The organism is Pseudoalteromonas atlantica (assembly GCF_043641955.1).
Classification (GTDB): domain Bacteria; phylum Pseudomonadota; class Gammaproteobacteria; order Enterobacterales; family Alteromonadaceae; genus Pseudoalteromonas; species Pseudoalteromonas atlantica_A.
On sequence record NZ_JBHZRV010000005.1, the window covers coordinates 231,036 to 248,706 of the forward strand.

The 17,671-nt window shown below is 40.2% G+C and carries 15 protein-coding genes; 9 read left to right on the top strand and 6 right to left on the bottom strand.

Annotated features, from left to right (window positions below; all coding sequences use genetic code 11):
• Positions 1-29: 29 nt before the first annotated feature.
• Complete coding sequence (locus ACHUE3_RS12370) at positions 30-2,084, bottom strand: TonB-dependent receptor (RefSeq protein WP_394192717.1); 2,055 nt, start codon at positions 2,082-2,084, stop codon at positions 30-32.
• A 65-nt stretch (positions 2,085-2,149) separates the two neighbouring features.
• Positions 2,150-3,727: an ATP-binding cassette domain-containing protein gene (locus tag ACHUE3_RS12375; RefSeq protein ID WP_394192718.1), complete on the bottom strand. Its 1,578-nt coding sequence runs from the start codon at positions 3,725-3,727 to the stop codon at positions 2,150-2,152.
• Positions 3,728-4,217: 490 nt separating this feature from the next.
• Here ACHUE3_RS12375 and ACHUE3_RS12380 point away from each other — a divergent pair, with 490 nt between their 5' ends.
• Positions 4,218-5,315 (top strand): endonuclease/exonuclease/phosphatase family protein, encoded by a 1,098-nt coding sequence (locus ACHUE3_RS12380; protein ID WP_394192719.1) that lies wholly within the window; start codon positions 4,218-4,220, stop codon positions 5,313-5,315.
• Between the two features lie 100 nt (positions 5,316-5,415).
• Here the strand turns inward: ACHUE3_RS12380 and ACHUE3_RS12385 are convergent, their stop codons facing one another.
• Complete coding sequence (locus ACHUE3_RS12385) at positions 5,416-6,792, bottom strand: NAD-dependent succinate-semialdehyde dehydrogenase (protein ID WP_394192720.1); 1,377 nt, start codon at positions 6,790-6,792, stop codon at positions 5,416-5,418.
• 194 nt (positions 6,793-6,986) lie between these two features.
• Here ACHUE3_RS12385 and ACHUE3_RS12390 point away from each other — a divergent pair, with 194 nt between their 5' ends.
• The 3 genes from ACHUE3_RS12390 to ACHUE3_RS12400 are packed head-to-tail and all read left to right on the top strand — an operon-like array spanning position 6,987 to position 9,146.
• On the top strand, positions 6,987-8,018 hold the full coding sequence (locus ACHUE3_RS12390) for an NAD(P)H-dependent flavin oxidoreductase (RefSeq protein WP_394192721.1): 1,032 nt from the start codon (positions 6,987-6,989) through the stop codon (positions 8,016-8,018).
• Between the two features lie 6 nt (positions 8,019-8,024).
• Positions 8,025-8,591 (top strand): Crp/Fnr family transcriptional regulator, encoded by a 567-nt coding sequence (locus tag ACHUE3_RS12395; protein WP_394192722.1) that lies wholly within the window; start codon positions 8,025-8,027, stop codon positions 8,589-8,591.
• A 48-nt stretch (positions 8,592-8,639) separates the two neighbouring features.
• Entirely contained in the window at positions 8,640-9,146 is a 507-nt protein-coding gene (locus ACHUE3_RS12400) for a YgjV family protein (RefSeq protein WP_394192723.1), read from the top strand.
• Here the strand turns inward: ACHUE3_RS12400 and ACHUE3_RS12405 are convergent.
• Complete coding sequence (locus ACHUE3_RS12405; protein ID WP_394192724.1) at positions 9,133-9,645, bottom strand: NUDIX hydrolase; 513 nt, start codon at positions 9,643-9,645, stop codon at positions 9,133-9,135. The two genes, ACHUE3_RS12400 and ACHUE3_RS12405, sit on opposite strands and share 14 nt — an antisense overlap.
• Positions 9,646-9,798: 153 nt before the next feature.
• Between ACHUE3_RS12405 and ACHUE3_RS12410 the strand changes: the two genes are divergently transcribed.
• From ACHUE3_RS12410 to ACHUE3_RS12430, 5 genes are read left to right on the top strand one after another with little or no spacing between them, the layout of a single operon-like run.
• A complete protein-coding gene (locus ACHUE3_RS12410; RefSeq protein ID WP_394192725.1) occupies positions 9,799-11,139 on the top strand; it encodes a sigma-54-dependent transcriptional regulator in 1,341 nt (446 codons plus the stop codon).
• Positions 11,140-11,160: 21 nt separating this feature from the next.
• Complete coding sequence (locus ACHUE3_RS12415; RefSeq protein ID WP_394192726.1) at positions 11,161-11,376, top strand: histidine kinase dimerization/phospho-acceptor domain-containing protein; 216 nt, start codon at positions 11,161-11,163, stop codon at positions 11,374-11,376.
• A gap of 16 nt (positions 11,377-11,392) precedes the next feature.
• Positions 11,393-12,877, top strand: coding sequence for a sensor histidine kinase (locus ACHUE3_RS12420; RefSeq protein ID WP_394192727.1), 1,485 nt, complete (start codon positions 11,393-11,395; stop codon positions 12,875-12,877).
• Positions 12,878-13,339 carry a response regulator gene (locus tag ACHUE3_RS12425; protein WP_394192728.1) on the top strand — a complete coding sequence of 154 codons (462 nt, stop codon included), beginning with the start codon at positions 12,878-12,880 and terminating at the stop codon, positions 13,337-13,339.
• A gap of 17 nt (positions 13,340-13,356) precedes the next feature.
• Complete coding sequence (locus ACHUE3_RS12430) at positions 13,357-15,333, top strand: response regulator (RefSeq protein WP_394192729.1); 1,977 nt, start codon at positions 13,357-13,359, stop codon at positions 15,331-15,333.
• Here ACHUE3_RS12430 and ACHUE3_RS12435 read toward each other — a convergent pair.
• Positions 15,313-16,314 carry a LacI family DNA-binding transcriptional regulator gene (locus ACHUE3_RS12435; RefSeq protein ID WP_394192730.1) on the bottom strand — a complete coding sequence of 334 codons (1,002 nt, stop codon included), beginning with the start codon at positions 16,312-16,314 and terminating at the stop codon, positions 15,313-15,315. The two genes, ACHUE3_RS12430 and ACHUE3_RS12435, sit on opposite strands and share 21 nt — an antisense overlap.
• A 10-nt stretch (positions 16,315-16,324) precedes the next feature.
• Entirely contained in the window at positions 16,325-17,647 is a 1,323-nt protein-coding gene (locus ACHUE3_RS12440; RefSeq protein WP_394192775.1) for a glycoside-pentoside-hexuronide (GPH):cation symporter, read from the bottom strand.
• Positions 17,648-17,671 lie beyond the last annotated feature (24 nt).

Consider the following 17,671-nt stretch of genomic DNA (forward strand, 5'->3'; position numbering starts at 1 on the left):
TGAGAAAGCTCTACTAAAACTCGTATTGATTACCAAGCATAACTTGCTGAAAACATAACGTTACGAGGTCTGCCTGGGAAATACCGATCCCCACTGAAACCTGTATAATCAGCACGCTCTGCGTAGTTGGTGTTTGTTAGGTTATTAACACGTGCAGTAAGTTTTAAATGCTTAGTCAGCTGCCATGCACCGCGCAAATTAAGTAAGTTATGACCATCATAGCTATGAAGGTTTTCAGGGTCGGTAAAATAGTCACTAACATAATGCCATTCAATCGCAACAAGGGTGTTATCACTGATTTGCCAGTTTGCTTGGAGGTTGGCGATATTGCGTGGCGCTGTGTCTACGTCATTCCCATTAATATTTAGATCTGATAAAACACGGTCATAGTCGTATGTATGCTTGGCATGGCTTGCTGCAAGGCTAAGCTGTAAGGATTGAGTAAGCTGATAGTCTAGCTCTAACTCAATGCCGCGGTGCTGGGTTTTCCCGTCATTAATAGTAAAAAAGTCACTGTCGCGAAAAATGACGTTTTCTTTATCCATAGCATAGGCAGACACTACATAGTGCAATTGTTGATATTGGCCTTTGAGGCCTAGCTCAAGGTTGTCTGCTGTTTCAGATTCTAGATCAGCCACTTGTTGCTCGCGCTGGAGTTGATAAAGCTCGGCAGCTTGTGGAGCTCGATAACCGCGGGAAAGGTTTGCGTATAAATAGTTATCGACAGTTAGTTGGTAACTCAAGCCTAATTTGGGTGATGTATTGGTAAAGGTATTCTCATCACTGGGTGGGCGAGAGTAACGACATCCGCCAAAGCCACATTCGCTGCCATCTTCAGCGGTGCGCCCAGCAAGCATGTTATTGGTATAGTCGTAATTGAGTCGTTCAAAGCGAGCACCTAGGCTGACATTCAGCTGTTGCCATTGCCAATCAATACTAATAAATGGCGCAATCAGCGTGCTATTTACATCGTAATCGTAATGTTTGCCTTGCGGCACAGTCGCAACTAAAAACGCAGAGCCTTGGGTTGGCTTGTCTTGATATTGCAGGTAGTCAGCGCGAGAATATTCGCTGTCTAAGCCTAAATTTAAAGTAAATTCATCCGAGTAGCTATGTTGCCAAAGTGATTGTATTCCAACGCCATTTTGGCTATTTTCCTCAAGCGGTGTACCCGGTAAAAAATGCTTGAAAAAGGTCATGCTTTGTTTACGCATATAGGGGGTTATGGTGATTGTATCGATTTGTGTTTGCCACTGTGCCCTTGACCAAACTCTAAAAGAGCGGGCTTTTCTAAATGCGTCAGGGTTAAAGTTTTGCTGAGCTATTTCATCATCTTTATAACTTTGAAAACCGGTAATAAAGCCCGCTGTTTGCTGGTCTAGATGGGTATAACTCAATCCTGTATTAATCGAAAAGTCGTCATTTAGATAGCGATGACGTAGGTTGAGTTTTTCTTGATCTACACTTTCATCATTACGGTAGCCGGTATCGCGAGTGACACTGGCGTTGATTCCAACTCCTTGAAGGCCAAAGTCTTTACCGCTGCGCAGTTTTAAACGGCTGTAACCGTAAGAGCCTAAGTCAACCCCAAGTAAATGTTCATCGTAAGTGGTGTCTGGTGTGATGACATTGATAACACCATGCACTGCATTTGAACCATAAAGGGCAGAGCCTGGACCTTTTAATACTTCAATACGGTCGGCCATTTCGGTGTGGGCTTCAAATAATTCATTAATATTACAAAAACCAGCCGCACGCAGTGGAATACCATCTTCAGCGGTCAAAATACCACCACAGGCCCCAGCGCCAGATAGCACCGGGGAGCGCAGCGCGGGCAAATATTCTTGGCCATTACCGTGTTGTACATTTGCGCCAGCAATTTGTTTTAAAACTTGCTCAATATGGGTGGGAGCAATTAAATCGAGCTCTGCTTGAGTAATACTGCTGACAACTAAAGGAAGAGGATCGGCGCTTACCTGCGACCGAGATGCTGTAGTGGTAATGCGTTCAATATCAGTATTTTTTTGCTGGCTTAACCCTTCACAACTTATAAGTAATAGCGGCAGTACAATAAAAGAACGCATTATTTTCCTATGTAATTTAATAATTTAATTGAATGTAAAGTAGCAACTCTTAACTCTCGAGGCAATCAATGTAAGCTAAGTTGCTGCGTAACATGGCATTGCTCAACAAACACCTCATCGTGACTGACTAATATAAAACTGCCAGTAAAATCAGTAAGATTTTTTGCAAGGTGTTGTTTGTTGGCTAAGTCTAAATGGTTATCGGGTTCATCAAGCAAAAGTAAGCATTCAGCTGCCTTTTGTGCTGCAATAAGCATGGCTATTTGCATTTTCTCTCCACCGCTCAGTTGGCTAATTAACTTAAAAACATCAATTCCTTTAAAGCCAATACCGGCTAATATGTTACGGACTGTTTCTAGTTTAAGCTCACAATGAAACGTTAGTGCCTCTATTAAACTATGATTAGCGTTTAAAAAAGAGCAATGCTGGTCAATATAAAGTACCTGAGTATTTAGTTGAATTGTCGTCGATAAATATGAGCTTGGAGTTTCATTGATCATCCTCAGGAGTGTTGACTTCCCAGAGCCATTTAGTCCATCAATATGCAACTTATCGCCACTGTTAATAATTAAGGTCACTGGGGTTTGAATACAACCATAGGGTAAGCATAGTTTATCAATGAACAGTAGGCGTTTTTTGCTGGTGGATTGAGTGAATGTTAGGTTGCTCTCAATTTTGTGGGGTTGTTGTTTTCTAAGGGCGCGTTGCTGTTGCGCGAGGTTATTGAGCTTTGTTGATGCCAAGCGTTCATTAGCACCTTTACTTGCTTGTGCTTTATTTTTATTAAAATCGAGCATGACCTTAGCTTGGCTGGTACTGCGGCGGTGCTTATTACCTTGTGCGGCTCTTTGTTGTGCTTTTTCATGATTAATTTGGGTTTGCTGTTGGTGTTTTTTTTGCTCTTTGGCTAAGTGATTTATTTGTTTTGTCAGCGCGGTTTGTTGCAGTTCTTTTTGCTGGCAAAAATGGGTGAAGTTTCCTGTTTCGTAGTGGTAGCCTTGATTGTTCAATTCAATAATAGCATCGCTGTGATCAAGTAATTGGCAGTCATGGCTAACGATAATTACTTGCCCCCCAAATATATGTAGCTGTGATATTAACCACTGCTTTGCTGCTCGGTCTAAATGATTGCTTGGTTCATCTAAAATCAAAAGATCTGGCTTTGCAGCTAATGCGCAATAGAGTGTTAAGCAACGCTGTTGCCCAGGGCTCAATTGGGTAATAGGGGTGTTGATGGGTGCATTAATACCTATGCCTGATAGCTGTTGCTGGTAATATTGCTCACATAGCCAATCGTCGCCTACCAGCGCAAAATCCGCGTCAGCAATACTTCCATGTGTAATACGTGTAAGAGCCGCCAACTTTTTATCTATTCCTAACTGTTGGGCAATGGTATTTGAGGAGTCTTGTAAATAGTGATCACATAATTGCTGTGATACAAATAAACGTGTGCCGCTAAACTCAACACGTCCCGCACTAGGTTGTATATGGTTTGCTAAAATATTCACCAATATGGATTTTCCGCTGCCATTAGCGCCAATAATTGCGGTGATCTTTTCATTGATTGAAAAGTTAAGCTGTTTAAATTGTACATGGCCATCAGGGTGTTGATAACTTAAATTATAGATGTGTAATGTGTGCATAATGCCTCTGGTGTGAGAAGGGCATGGCGCGCAAAGCTATTAAATTAACTATGAATCGCTAAGTCGATAACGAGATATATGACGAATTTTGCGCCCACTAACCCTGTAAATTCAAAAAATAAAAACGAATTTCAACAGGTGTTAGTTATTCATCGTGGCGCAAACTCCAATAAGGAAAGTGAGTTAATAATATACAAAAATGGAGGAGGTTGTCTGTACTTTTTACTTATATCATCACATTTTAATTAAAATGCAGCTTAGAAACTGTGTAAACTATCATGAGTGCGTTGATTTTATGCCGAGCATACAGATTTAGTTGAGAGTGGAAATGTATACCCACACCACTTCAAGATGCGAGCGTCGTTGGAATTAAAAGCGATTTAGGCAAGGCATTGATTGCAAATAATAGTGGTTCTATTGTTAAAATAACTGAATGTGTAAGTTATATCATTGATTATATTTATTTCTATTATCTTAAAAGGAATGTTGAATGTTAATTGTGCTGTGTTGTGTCTTGAGCGTTTTGCTCCTTGTAACACTCTTACCTTTTTCTTTCAGCCAGCATTATTTAATTCGTAGTTGCGACTTTATTCGATTACAAGTGTTTTATCTTGCATTGGCTGGGCTGCTTTTGACTGGATATTTTGCATCAATTGAGTGGTCGCCTTTGGTTGCATCGTCGCTAATAATGGCAAGTGTTATATTACTCATTCAAGGTAAATGGATATACCCGTACACATGGCTTGCAAAAAAAGAGGTGGCTCATAGCCCAGAAGGAAGTGAGCATAGTGTTCGTATTATGTCGGCTAATGTGTTGATGTCGAATACGCGCTATCAAGATTTAATCGATTTAGTCAACGAGAACCAACCTGATTTACTGATCACGCTTGAGTCGGATATTAAATGGCAGCAACATTTATCAGTACTTGAAAAAGGTTACCCTCATACAATATTTTGCCCAAAAGATAATCGCTATGGCATGCACTTATACAGCAAATTTAAAATAATTAAGCAGCAAGTGTGTGAGCTAGTTGAAGAGGATATTCCTTCCATACATATTTTATTTGAAACAGCGCAAGGGCATGTAATGCAAGGGCACTTTATACACCCGGCGCCGCCTAGCCCAACAGAAGAAGACACCTCGAGACCCCGTGATACTGAACTCATTTTACTTGCTAAAGCATTAAAAAATAATACGCGACCGACGATTGTCGCGGGAGATTTAAATGATGTTGCTTGGTCTAGAAGCACTAGATTGTTTATGGAAATTAGTGACTTTTTAGATCCCAGAAAAGGGCGAGGTTTTTTTAACACTTTTCATGCTGGGTATTTCTTTATGCGCTGGCCGCTTGATCACTTATTTCATAGTCACGGCTTTACGGTTAAACGGATTAAACGTTTGGCAAAATATGGCTCAGATCATTTTGCGCTGTTAACTGAGTTAGTCCATAAGCCAGCTAATAGTAATCAGCAGTTAGATGATGACATGGATATTCAGAAAGCTGTGGATGAACTGCAAATGGATAATACGTCACATAAGTCAGTACCAACATTTGATGAGGGTATAAACAAAGCCCAGCTTAAATAAGCTGAGGCGTTGTTGAATTTATTACTTTAAGCATAAAATAGGGCCGAAAGGCCCTTTTTTAATTATAACTGTGCTTTAGTTATTAATCATAACTTGTGCTTTAGTTATTAATCATAATAGCTTTGATATTTACAAACTCACGAATACCAAATCCGCCGTGTTCACGACCATAGCCGCTATCTTTCACGCCGCCAAAGGGTAGGTTTGGCTGTGCAAGGCCATAACCATTTATGTTTATCATACCTGTATCAAAGTGCCTTTTTGCCAGTTCAATAGCACGCTTTTCATCTTTTGAAATAATGCCTCCACCTAAGCCATAGCGGGAATCATTGGCAATACGCATTGCGTCATCATTGTCTTTGGCTTTGATAAGCGATGCGACAGGACCGAACAACTCATCGTCATAGGCTGGCATGCCTGGTGATAAATTTTCAATTAAGGTTGCAGGGTAATAGAAGCCTGTTTGCTTTGGTATTTCACCGCCAACGACGACTTTAGCACCTGCTTTTACAGATTCTTGAACTTGGTCATGAATCTTATCTCTTAGGTCTTCACGTGCCATAGGACCAAGATCTGTTTCTTCATCCATAGGATCGCCCAACTTCATTGCTTTAAACTGCTTTGCAATGGCGGCTTTAAAATCATCATATAACGCATCAACAACAACGAAACGTTTTGCGGATACACAGGTTTGGCCATTGTTAACCATGCGACCCTGCATACAGGTTTTAACTGCCAGCTCTAAATCGGCGTCATCAAGTACGAGGTAGGCGTCATTACTACCTAGCTCTAATACGGTTTTCTTTACATGTTTCCCTGCTTGCTCAGCCACTTTTTTACCTGTGCCATCGCTACCTGTAAATGTGACACCGCGAATTGCAGAGTGACTGATAAGTTCACTGGCTGTTTTACCGTCAATCAGTAGGTTTTTAAATACATAATCAGGGAAGCCAGCATCACAGAACATCTCTTCTATTTTTTCTGCCATGCCAAATACATTACCTGCATGTTTAAGTATTGCGGTGTTACCTGCCATAATATTTGTTACCGCATAACGTATGACCTGATACAGCGGGAAGTTCCAAGGTTGAATACCTAAAAGCACACCGGTAGGTTGATAGGTGATTATGGCACGGCCGTTTTCCATTGAGCGCTCTTCATCAGCAAGCTGTGCTTGGCCTTGCTCGGCACTATAGCGGCATATTGCAGCGCATAGTTCTACTTCTTGCAAGCCTTGTGGATAGAGCTTTCCCATTTCTTTCGTCATCAAACGGGCAAGCGACTGTTGGTTTTTTTCAAATACGTCAGCAAGTTTATTTAAATATTCAGCTCGCTCGTCTAGGGATGTGTGCCGCCACTGTAAGAATGCATTATGACTTTTATCTACCTCATTATTTGCCTGCTCAAGATTTAGCAGGGTATAGTCTGCAATAGTTTCTTCGGTAGCTGGATTGATTGTAGTTACTGAATCAGTCATTTTATCTCCTTACAAATTATAGTAGGTAGGGTGATTGCAAAGCTAACACCAACTCTTAGCAATAAGGGCTATTTTATTTTAATGTACTGATTTAAAATAAGTTTAAATAAAATTAATGCTTCTCATATTACTGTACTTTAAGGTTGGTGCAGGTAATTAATGCAAATGAATGAAAAAGTTACAAGGACGTTTACATGCAAACATTTCTACATACTGAGTTACCACTTATCCAAGCCCCAATGGCAGGTGTGCAAGACTATCGTTTGGCCGCAGCTGTGAGCAACAGTGGTGGTTTAGGTTCATTGCCTTGCGCTATGTTATCAAAGGAGCAATTAATCGATGAAATTACCAAGCTTTGCCAAGCAACCGACAAACCTTACAATTTAAACTTTTTTTGTCACGAAGTAATCGGTTATACGCAGCAGCAAAAGCAGCAATGGCATCAATTACTTTCACCCTATTTAAAAGAGCATGGTATTGATGAGTCTAGTTTGAGCATGACGGCAACTCGTCAGCCAATTGATAAAGAAATAGTAAAACTAATTGCGCCTTTCAAGCCACCGGTGGTGAGTTTTCATTTTGGCTTACCAAGCGATGATATTGTTCAAGAAATTAAAAGCTGGGGGAGTAAAGTGATTGCTAGCGCAACAACCGTTGATGAGGCTAAATGGCTTGAAGCTAATGGTGCAGATGCGGTTATCGCTCAGGGTATAGAGGCTGGAGGTCACAGAGGGCATTTTTTATCAATGGATTTAAGCTTACAACAAAATACTGAGCAGTTAGTTAAACGTTGTGTTGAGCATATATCACTGCCTATTATTGCTGCTGGTGGTATTGCTTCAGCCGATGATGTACAGCGGTTTAAAGCGTTAGGAGCCAGTGCTGTCCAAGTCGGGAGCGTTTATTTACTATGTAAAGAGGCTACAACATCAGCTTTGCATCAACAGGCTATTTTAGATCAACAACAAGACGAGACCACTCTGACCACATTGTTCTCTGGTAGAGCGGCGCGGGGTATTAAAAATCGAGTAATGCAAGAATTAGGTGCTATACCAAAGGGTGTTCCTGCGTTTCCACACGCCAGCAGTGCAATAACAGCCTTAAGAAGTCGAGCTGAAAAAAGTGCTAAAAGTGACTTTTCACCTTTATGGTGTGGCCAAAAATATATTCCTAGAGTGGGTGTGTCAGCGGCTGCTATTACACATGCTTTAATGAAAAAATGGTAATTTTTAATGTCTGATAATCCACTTTTATCGCTTGGCGACAGTTACGAAGCGCTAGTAAACAAGTTCAAAGTGCAATTGGCTTGTAAGTATCCTCAGCAACTTATAACGCGTAATACAGTATTAGTGCAACAAGGCGATGTGCAAGATTATGGGTATTTAATTGTTCAAGGGGTTTTAGGCGCTATTCATGACGACATTGACGGTGGGCAAAAGTGTAAAGAGTTTTATTTTAAAAATGAATTTGCATTGCTGTTTGCCAATTGGATGACCTCAAGCCCCGCGTTTTATCAATTAAAGGTGATTAACGAAGCAAGTGTAATTAAAGTACCACTAACACTATTTGAGCAAGCACAGTATCAACTGATTAAGCAGCAGCTTATTGAACAGCAACTTATTTTTAAAGAAGCTAAAGAGGCATTTTTATTACTCAATAGCCCTGAGCAGCGTTACTGCTATTTACTTAAACATAAACCTCATTGGTTGGCACAGCTAAGCTTAAGCCAAGTGGCAATGTATATAGGCATTTCACCTATTTCTTTATCTCGTATACGTAAACGCCTTAACTTAAGTTAAGGTAATACTCAATTTACTCAATTAGACTGCTGTTTTTCAGGAGTCACTATGTTTTTACTTTCTCAATGTTTGGTTGGCGTTGCTACTTTACTCGACTTAGCTTCATTTCAATTTAAGTCTCGACGAATCATTTTACTGTGTTTGTTTAGCTCGGTGCTATTAACCTCTGCACACTTTTTCATATTGGGTCAGCAAAGTGCTGGCTGGCTAATGCTTATTGCAGCCGCACGCTACATGTATTGCGTTTTTGCAAGGCAATACATGGTGATGCTAGGCTTTATTATATTAAGTATGGTGACTGTATTTATTACCTGGTATAACTGGTTGAGTGGATTAGCTTTAATTGCAACACTTATTCAAACGCTAGCGTCATTTCAGGCTAAAGATTTTAAACTACGCATCTTGATGATAGTAGGTACCAGCTTATGGATGGCGCATAACGTAATGGTGGGTTCGCCCATTGCAGTGTTAATGGAAGGCTTATTCCTAACCAGTAATATTGTTGGCTTGTATCGATTTTACCGCCATCAAGCGTTTGCTACTAAAGCTGTTTAGCAATTGCTTTTAGTAAGTAGGTTTCTCTAATGATAGATAACCCTTGTTTGTCACTATTCGCAATTGTGCGCTCATTGTGAGCAATAGCTTCATGTATGTTTACCCACTTGGCTTGCATACCATTTTGTTGTTCATAATGTTCTAGTTGCGCTTGACCTAAGGTGTTATCTATATCACAAAAATAACAGTAAGATTTTATATGAATGACCTCATAGTCATCTTTGTACCAAGGGCGATACTCTTCATAAAGGCCAAACTTTCCAGTTATTTTAATATTTTGTGCGCCCGTTTCTTCTTGGAGTTCACGGATTAACCCTTGTTCTATCGTTTCAATATTATCAACGCCACCACCTGGTAAACTATAATCTTCATAACGAGCGGTATACATTAATAATATTTGTGATTCTTTTAACACAATTGCGCGGCTAGTGACGCGTGTAAATTGACTTGTGTTGTCGGCCGTTATACTCGGGTGGGTTGTGGTTTTAAGAAGTTGCATAACGTTCCTAGAAGTCTATATAAAAAATCACCAGTTACATGTGATCTAAATTGTTTTTATTTGCATATATATAAAGTTGTCAGTTGAATTTTTAGGTTCAGAACCCACTTATTATGTTACTCTATTAGGAAATATAAAGCATAGGGAATAATCATGTTAAACATACTTTTGGTCGATGATGACAGTGAATTCAGCGATGTTGTCTGCCATATAGTGGAGTTTTTAGGTCATAATATAGACACAGCCGCTAATTTAGCTGAAGCACAGCAATGGTTTGAAAATAATACCTTTGACCATGTGTTCCTTGACTTTATGCTGCCAGATGGCAGCGGTTTGCATTTGGTTGAACACCTCAACAGTATTGGGCAAAGCCCCAAAATCACGCTCATTTCGGGCCATCCATCGGTGAAAGGTAAGCTTGCTGAGATGTGTGCTCCAAATGTAGGGCACCTTGTTAAACCACTTCAGCGAGAAGACATTGAGCGTGTTTTAAACCCAAAAAAGAACACTGAAAAGAAAAAGAAACAGCCAAGTATACAAAAACATTTTGGTACTTTAATTGGCGAATCGCCAGTTATGCAACAGCTATACACTATGATTGAGCGCGTAGCGAATACCAATGCAAACGTTATGCTTATGGGTGAAAGTGGTGCAGGTAAAGAAGTGGTTGCACAAGCTATCCATAATGCCAGTCAGTGTGAAGGGCCATTAGTTGCAACTAACTGTGGCGCGTTATCTAAAGAGTTAATCGGCAGTGAGTTATTTGGTCATGAAAAAGGCGCGTTTACTGGCGCGATTGCCCGAAAAGAAGGGGTGTTTGAACAAGCCGCAAACGGCACTTTATTTTTAGATGAAGTGACAGAAATGCCGATTGATATGCAACCAAACTTATTGCGAGTATTAGAGAGCAAAAAAGTAGTGCGTGTTGGTGGTAATAAAGAATTACCTGTTGATTGTCGAGTAATATCAGCGACTAACCGCTCATTGGAAGATTTAGCGCAAAATAACGTTATTCGTGAAGATATTTACTTTCGTTTAGCCGTATTCCCCATTGATATTCCAGCTTTGAGAGATCGAAAAGAAGATATTGAATTGCTAGCTAAGGCATTTTTAGAACAGTTAAATGATGAAAATGGCACTGACTTTACTTGGCAAGCAGCGCAACTGAAAGAGCTTAGTGGCTATGATTGGCCGGGAAATGTGCGTGAGCTTCGTCATGCAATTCATCGTGCATTTATTATGAGTGACCCAAAAGGTAAAACAATAACTTTACCAAGTAATTTAGAATCCCCATTCTCACGTGTTAATAAAAAGTCTCAAGCAAATCAAGTTAGCGCAGGTCAGACGATTGAAGAAGTTGAAAAAGATCTGATCCACGCTACCTTGGATAAAGTTCAAGGGAATAAAACGCTTGCTGCGCAGATGCTTGGAATTAGCACAAAAACATTATACAACCGATTAAATGCATACGGTGGTATTGGCGAATACAGTTAATAATAACAGCTGAGGAGTAGTATGAAGGATAAAGAGATATTAAGAACATTGGTTCATGATGCAAGAGCACCGCTTAATCGAATTTCAATGAATGCTGAATTAATTAAAATGATCTTAGAAAATGATATGCCAAAGGACAAAGCATTATCAGCACTAGATAAAATTATTAATAATTGTCAGCAATGCAGTGAAGACTTGCAAAAAATATCTGATTTAGATTCTTCAGAGTCAACTTGACCACCAAGGAAAGTAAATGATACTGCAAAAGCAACAAGGTAGCACAAATGTTATATGGGCAAGCTTTATCGCTGTTGTATTGTGTATTGTTATTGGCAATGCGTTTTTAGCTGTCAATACAATTCAAAATTTAACACAAACACAGCAACGCCTTGATGATACGAGTATGTTAAATACGGCTGTTGAGAAGTTACATTTGTCTGTTTTGCAAGCAGAGTCTGGCCAGCGAGGTTATTTGCTAACTGGTGAGGATGATTACTTGATTCCTTATTACGATGCTTTAGGGCAACTCACTTCACAGGCCAAAATTGTAAAGGGATTACGCTCTGAAATAGATGGGCAGCCTGAAAGTGTAGCGAAGCTATTACTGCTAGTGGATGAGAAAGTGCATATTCTTACACGCACTGCTGAACTTGCTTTGGCAGATAAAGAGCGCAAAGCTCATTATTTGCTTGAAACCCATGAAGGGCGAAATCTTTATAGAGAAATCCGTATTCTAACGGATAAAATCCAATCGGCAGAATCAGCGTTTGAGCTAGCGCAATTTAGAAAGTTGGGCCAGATAAAACAAGAGGCAAAGATTACATTCGCAATAACAGCTATTACAAGCGGGCTATTAATCTTTGGCATGTTTGTGTTGATCCGTATTAATTTACGCGAATCTGCAAAATATAGGCTAGAGCTTGAACATCAAAATGAGACTTTGGCTTCAAAGGTAACAGAGCGTACTCAAGAGCTTACCTTATATTCAGACGAATTAAGCCGTTCTAACAGAGAGCTTGAAGAATTTGCTTTTGTAGCGAGTCATGATTTACAAGAGCCACTGCGTAAAATACAAGCCTTCAGTGACCGATTAGAAAGCATGTTTAAAGATGAGCTTGGTGAAAAAGGCATAGATTACATTGCCCGGATGAAAAATGCCGCGCAAAGAATGTCTAATTTAATAAATGATTTATTAGAGTTTTCTAGGGTGACAACGCGAGGCAAAGACTTTGTTGATACTGATTTAAAGCAAGTGCTTGATGAAATTGTGAGTGATTTAGAAATCGCGATTAAAGAATCAAATGCACAAGTTAGTATCTCTGATATGCCTGTTATTCAGGCTGATCCAAGCCAAATGCATCAGTTATTTTTAAACTTGTTATCTAATGCCGTTAAATTTAGGCGAAAAGATGTTGCACCTATTATTACAGTTAATTATGAACATGTGCATGAGTTTAGTGACGACCACAATACTGAGCTGGATTGGCAGGTGATCACCGTTAAAGATAACGGAATTGGCTTTTCACAAGAGTATACAGACAAAATATTTGTTCCGTTTCAACGTCTTCATGGACGCTCTCAGTATAAAGGCACAGGCATCGGTTTGTCTGTTTGCAGACGTATTGTTGAACGACATGGTGGTACTATCACGGCTAAAAGTGCTGCTGATGAAGGTGCTACTTTTATTATTAAATTACCAGTGGAAGCAGAGCTTTTCACATTGCAAGGAGAGGCTTAAATGTCATTCAAGAAAGTTAAACCAATCACTATTTTAATGGCAGATGATGATGAAGATGATCGTTTGTTAGCACAAGATGCCCTTGCCGAAAGTCGAGTGATAAATGACTTACATTTTGTTGAAGATGGCGTCGAATTACTTGAGTACCTTGAGCGCAGAGGCAAGTATGAAGATAAAGAATTGTCACCACGTCCTGGGCTTATTTTACTAGATTTAAATATGCCGCGCATGGATGGCCGAGAAGCGTTGCAGGCTATTAAAGCAAATGCGAATCTAAAAGGGATCCCAGTTGTAATTTTGACAACTTCCAAGCAAGAAGAGGACATGGTCAGAGGCTATGACTTAGGAGCCGCTTCTTATATTACCAAACCGGTCACGTTCGATGGCTTAGTTGAGCTGATGAAAACATTAGGTAAATACTGGGTCGAATTTGTTGAGTTACCAAGTACGTTTAACGATTAAGGAAATCCATAAGCGCTATGATAGACAAGCCCACGAAACTATTACTTGTTGAAGATGATGAAGATGATTACATTCTAACGTGTGACTATCTGGATCAACTTACTTCACATACTTTTGATATTGAGTGGGTTAGTGATCCACAGCTAGCAGTCGAAGTGCTTTCTCAGAGCCGACATGATATATGTTTGCTTGATTATCGACTTGGCGCGTCCGATGGGTTAGTAGTGTTAAAAGAAGCGCTTAGTAATGGTTTTGATGGGCCAATTATAATGCTTACAGGGCAATCTGACGATGCCCTTGACTCAGCTGCATTGGATGCAGGCGCTGTTGATTATCTTGTTAAAAATGAGATGAGTAGCAGTCGATTTGCTCGCTCTATCCGTTATGCTTTGGCTCGAAGAGATATTGAAGGTGAGCGAATTGAGCGGCTCAAAGCGGAGGCTGAAAATAGATCAAAAGACCGCTTTTTAGCCCACTTAAGCCATGAATTACGTACGCCACTGTCGTCTATTTTAGGCTATACCGAATTACTCATGCAGGGGGATTTTAATGAATATGCAAGCAATGAGTTAGGTGTTATTTACCGTAATGGTAAGCATTTGTTGAGTTTATTAAATGATGTCCTCGATTTATCAAAAATAGCTGCCGACAAACTTGAGATAACCTGCACAGATGTCAATCTGGATAGCTTGATGGCAGATGTTTTCACATTGATGCGCGTATCGGCTCTTGATAAGGGATTAAGTTTACGCTTTGAATCACTTGAGCCACTCCCTCTTGTTGTTAACGTTGATGCCACGCGTTTAAGACAAATTTTAATAAATATTATAAATAATGCGATTAAGTTTACTGAGCAAGGTGAAATAACCGTACGCGCTTGGACTGAAATAGTTGATGGCACAGAGATGCTATTTTTTAGTATTAAGGATTCAGGTCTTGGGATTGCTCAGGAAAAACAAGCGTTAATATTTAAACCATTTGAACAAATAGCTGATGTTGAATCGCGCGCGGTGGGTGGTGCTGGGCTTGGTTTGGCCATTTGTTCTGAATTGCTCAGTCATATGCAAGGTGGAATAACACTGGACTCCACTGTCGGTAAGGGCTCAGAATTCACAATTTCTCTGTATCCAGGTGATATACAAGATGTACAGCGTCATGTTTTAAAACTTGATTTAACTCCAAATATGCAGCAAAAAGCAACCTCATGCCGTGTTGAAGGGCGTGTACTTGTGGTGGATGATTTACGTGATTTACGTATGTTAGTGGGGCACATGTTAACCTCTGCTGGTGCTGATGTTGTTTATGCTGAAAATGGTAAACAAGCGTTGGATAAAGTTGAAAAAGCAAGGTCTGAGGGAAAGCCTTTTGATATTGTGTTTTTAGATATCCACATGCCTATAATGGGCGGAAAAGAGACAACGATAGAACTAAGACGCCAAGAATTTAAGGGCGCTATCATCGCATTAACCGCAGCCACAATGAAGGGCATAAAAAGCGAGTTGATTGCTCTAGGCTTTAATGAAGTGATTGGTAAACCTGTAGACGCAAGCCACCTTTATCAGTGTTTAGAGGAGTATCTAACACAGGCTAAAGAAGCCGATATAGCTGAGTTACCCAAGACGCAAAAACCAGATGCAATAGACGAAGTGTTACCTCGTTTCTTACTCGTGGAAGATGATGCTGATGCTGCGCAAATAACTCAGTTATTATTGGAAAGTTTAGGAGTTAAAACATCGATTGCACGCAGTTTTGAACAGTGTATTACGATGCTTAAAGGGGATTCGAAATATGATAAAGCATTACTCGATATGCATTTACCTGACGGTAGTGGGCTTGAGCTTGCTCAACATATAAAGCAACACTATCCACATATAGAACGCGTTATTATCAGTGGCGTAGAGCCCGATCCTTTACAAATTGAGCAACTTAAAATTGAGTCGGTTTTATTAAAACCAATTAATTTATCGTTGTTATCAAGCCTTATTAACAACTGATTGGCGAATGACAAGTTCGGGTTCAAAGACGGTTTGTAGCACAGGAGTGGTCTTTTGATACACTTCGCTTAAGACCCAGTTAGCTGCCATACGGCCCATTTCGTCAATAGGGTAGTTAATTGTGGTTAATGGCGGGAAAACGTGCCGAGTGAAAAACACGTTATCGTATCCCATAATTGAAAGGGCTTCTGGCAGCACAACACCACATTCGCGTGCACTTGCCATAGCACCCGTTGCCATTTCATCATTCGCACAAATTAACGCTGTAAAAGAGTGCTGCGAAGCATGTAAGTGTTTATAGCCATGTGTGCCGCCACTTTCCATAAAGTCACCTTCATAAAGTAGTTGCTCATCAAACGCGATATCATGCTCTTCTAAGGCTTGTTTATGGCCTACTAGGCGTTCTTGTGCATCTTTTTTCCAAAGTGGGCCGCTTATATAGGCAATGTTTTTATGCCCTTGTTCTAAAACATACTTTGCCGCTAAATAGCCGCCGTGCTTATTATTTAACGTGATACAGCGCTCTGCTAATTCAGGAATAAAACGGTTGAGTAAAACAAATGGTGTTTTACCTTTAGCCAGCTCAATAAGATATTGATCGCTTACCGCTTCAACATGCAAAATTAAGCCATCGCAATTGCGGCTAATTAAAAACTCTATTGCTTGTTCTTCACGTGCTTTGTCACTGTGACCGGCAGCAATGATAACGTGCTTACTTTGCTTGCGAAAAACATTTTCTATGCCGCCCATCATCGGTCCGTAAAAGGGGCCAGATAACTCGGATACTAATAACCCCACACTGTTTGAACAATTTGAGGCCAGTGATTGAGCAATTGAGTTGGGTCTATAGCCGAGCTCATTCATCGCGGACGTTACTTTTTTCCGCGTGGTATCACTGACATTCGCATTGTTGTTCATTACTCGTGAAACAGTCGCTAGAGAAACCCCAGCAAGCTTTGACACCTCATAAATGGTGGCCATGTTTTTCCTTTTACGTATTGGTAGACGTGTTGTTACTTGTTGCTAAATCAGCGTTTATTTGTTTTACGGTTTTATTGTCAAGAATATACCTTTTCATGATTAATGCGACAAGCACACTACCAATAGCGGGGTATAAGGTGAATGACATCAATATACCATTTTTAGTTGTTTCACTGAGTACTGTATTTGCTTGATAATCATAATAAGCGAGTAGCCAGCCAGCTAGTGCGCCACCAAGGGCAAGGCCAAGCTTGATAAAAAATACAACACTGGCATAAACAAGGCCAGTTAAACGTTGTCCATTTTGCCATTGACCAAAGTCAATGGTATCGGCCATTTTTGCCCACAATAATGGGGTTGCCATTTGGGTGAAATAACACCATAAAAAATAAATACCAAAAGCAAGTAGCAGGTTGTCATTGGGTAGCCAAAAAGCAAGGCAACTAATAGCAGCAGAAATGTACTGTAAGTATATGTAGGCGGTTTTCTTATCTACAAATTTACTTAAAGGCTGTGCACAGGCGCAGCCTAAAATGTTTCCTATCATTCCAAGGGTCACAAAATGGGTGACTAAATCACCTTCACCCAACACATATTTTATGTAGTAAATAGCAAGCGTTGTACGTAATACCATGCTTGTTAACAGCACAGCTGATGCGCAGCAAAGGACTTTAAAGGGGCCATTTTTCCAAAGTGTTGCCATTTGTTGTTTTAAATTGAGCCGTGTGGCCTGACTTGCGCAAACGCGCTCTTTGGTAAACCTAAAACAAATAAGAAACAACACAACGCCAAGGCAACTCATCAATACCATGGTAAGTTGATAACCCAGCGCGTTGTCACCTTCGCCCAGCCAATTCACTAATGGTAATGTGCACGCACTAACAATTAAGCCGCCGAGCATGCCAAATACAAATCGGTATGATTGAATTGACACACGCTCACTCGGATCGCGACTCAGTACACCGCCAAGTGCGGAGTAGGGGATATTAATTGCGGTGTAAACCAACATGAGTAAGGTATAAGTGATAAATGCATAGATAACTTTGCCTGAATCACTTAAATCAGGGGTTGTGAACGTGATGATGCTAATTAACCCAAAAGGCACTGCAAGCCACAGTAAGTAAGGTCTATAACTGCCATAACGAGTGCGAGTTGAGTCAGTTAATGAGCCCATAAGAGGGTCGGTGATAGCATCTATAACTCTAACTACTAAAAATAAAGTACCCACTACAGCAGGAGAAATACCAAAAATATCGGTATAAAAAAAAGTTAGAAATAACATCACGGTTTGAAAAATGATGTTACTTGCGGTGTCACCTAAACCATAGGCTATTTTTTCTTTTTTAGTTAGCATGGC

Excerpts from the sequence above, each read along its gene's own strand:
- ACHUE3_RS12390 (WP_394192721.1), top strand. The coding sequence starts at position 6,987 with ATGCAAACATTTCTACATACTGAGTTACCACTTATCCAAGCCCCAATG.
- ACHUE3_RS12370 (WP_394192717.1), bottom strand. The coding sequence starts at position 2,084 with ATGCGTTCTTTTATTGTACTGCCGCTATTACTTATAAGTTGTGAAGGG.
- ACHUE3_RS12435 (WP_394192730.1), bottom strand. The coding sequence starts at position 16,314 with ATGGCCACCATTTATGAGGTGTCAAAGCTTGCTGGGGTTTCTCTAGCG.
- ACHUE3_RS12415 (WP_394192726.1), top strand. The coding sequence starts at position 11,161 with ATGAAGGATAAAGAGATATTAAGAACATTGGTTCATGATGCAAGAGCA.
- ACHUE3_RS12430 (WP_394192729.1), top strand. The coding sequence starts at position 13,357 with ATGATAGACAAGCCCACGAAACTATTACTTGTTGAAGATGATGAAGAT.
- ACHUE3_RS12400 (WP_394192723.1), top strand. The coding sequence starts at position 8,640 with ATGTTTTTACTTTCTCAATGTTTGGTTGGCGTTGCTACTTTACTCGAC.
- ACHUE3_RS12425 (WP_394192728.1), top strand. The coding sequence starts at position 12,878 with ATGTCATTCAAGAAAGTTAAACCAATCACTATTTTAATGGCAGATGAT.
- ACHUE3_RS12385 (WP_394192720.1), bottom strand. The coding sequence starts at position 6,792 with ATGACTGATTCAGTAACTACAATCAATCCAGCTACCGAAGAAACTATT.
- ACHUE3_RS12420 (WP_394192727.1), top strand. The coding sequence starts at position 11,393 with ATGATACTGCAAAAGCAACAAGGTAGCACAAATGTTATATGGGCAAGC.
- ACHUE3_RS12405 (WP_394192724.1), bottom strand. The coding sequence starts at position 9,645 with ATGCAACTTCTTAAAACCACAACCCACCCGAGTATAACGGCCGACAAC.
- ACHUE3_RS12410 (WP_394192725.1), top strand. The coding sequence starts at position 9,799 with ATGTTAAACATACTTTTGGTCGATGATGACAGTGAATTCAGCGATGTT.
- ACHUE3_RS12380 (WP_394192719.1), top strand. The coding sequence starts at position 4,218 with ATGTTAATTGTGCTGTGTTGTGTCTTGAGCGTTTTGCTCCTTGTAACA.
- ACHUE3_RS12375 (WP_394192718.1), bottom strand. The coding sequence starts at position 3,727 with ATGCACACATTACACATCTATAATTTAAGTTATCAACACCCTGATGGC.
- ACHUE3_RS12395 (WP_394192722.1), top strand. The coding sequence starts at position 8,025 with ATGTCTGATAATCCACTTTTATCGCTTGGCGACAGTTACGAAGCGCTA.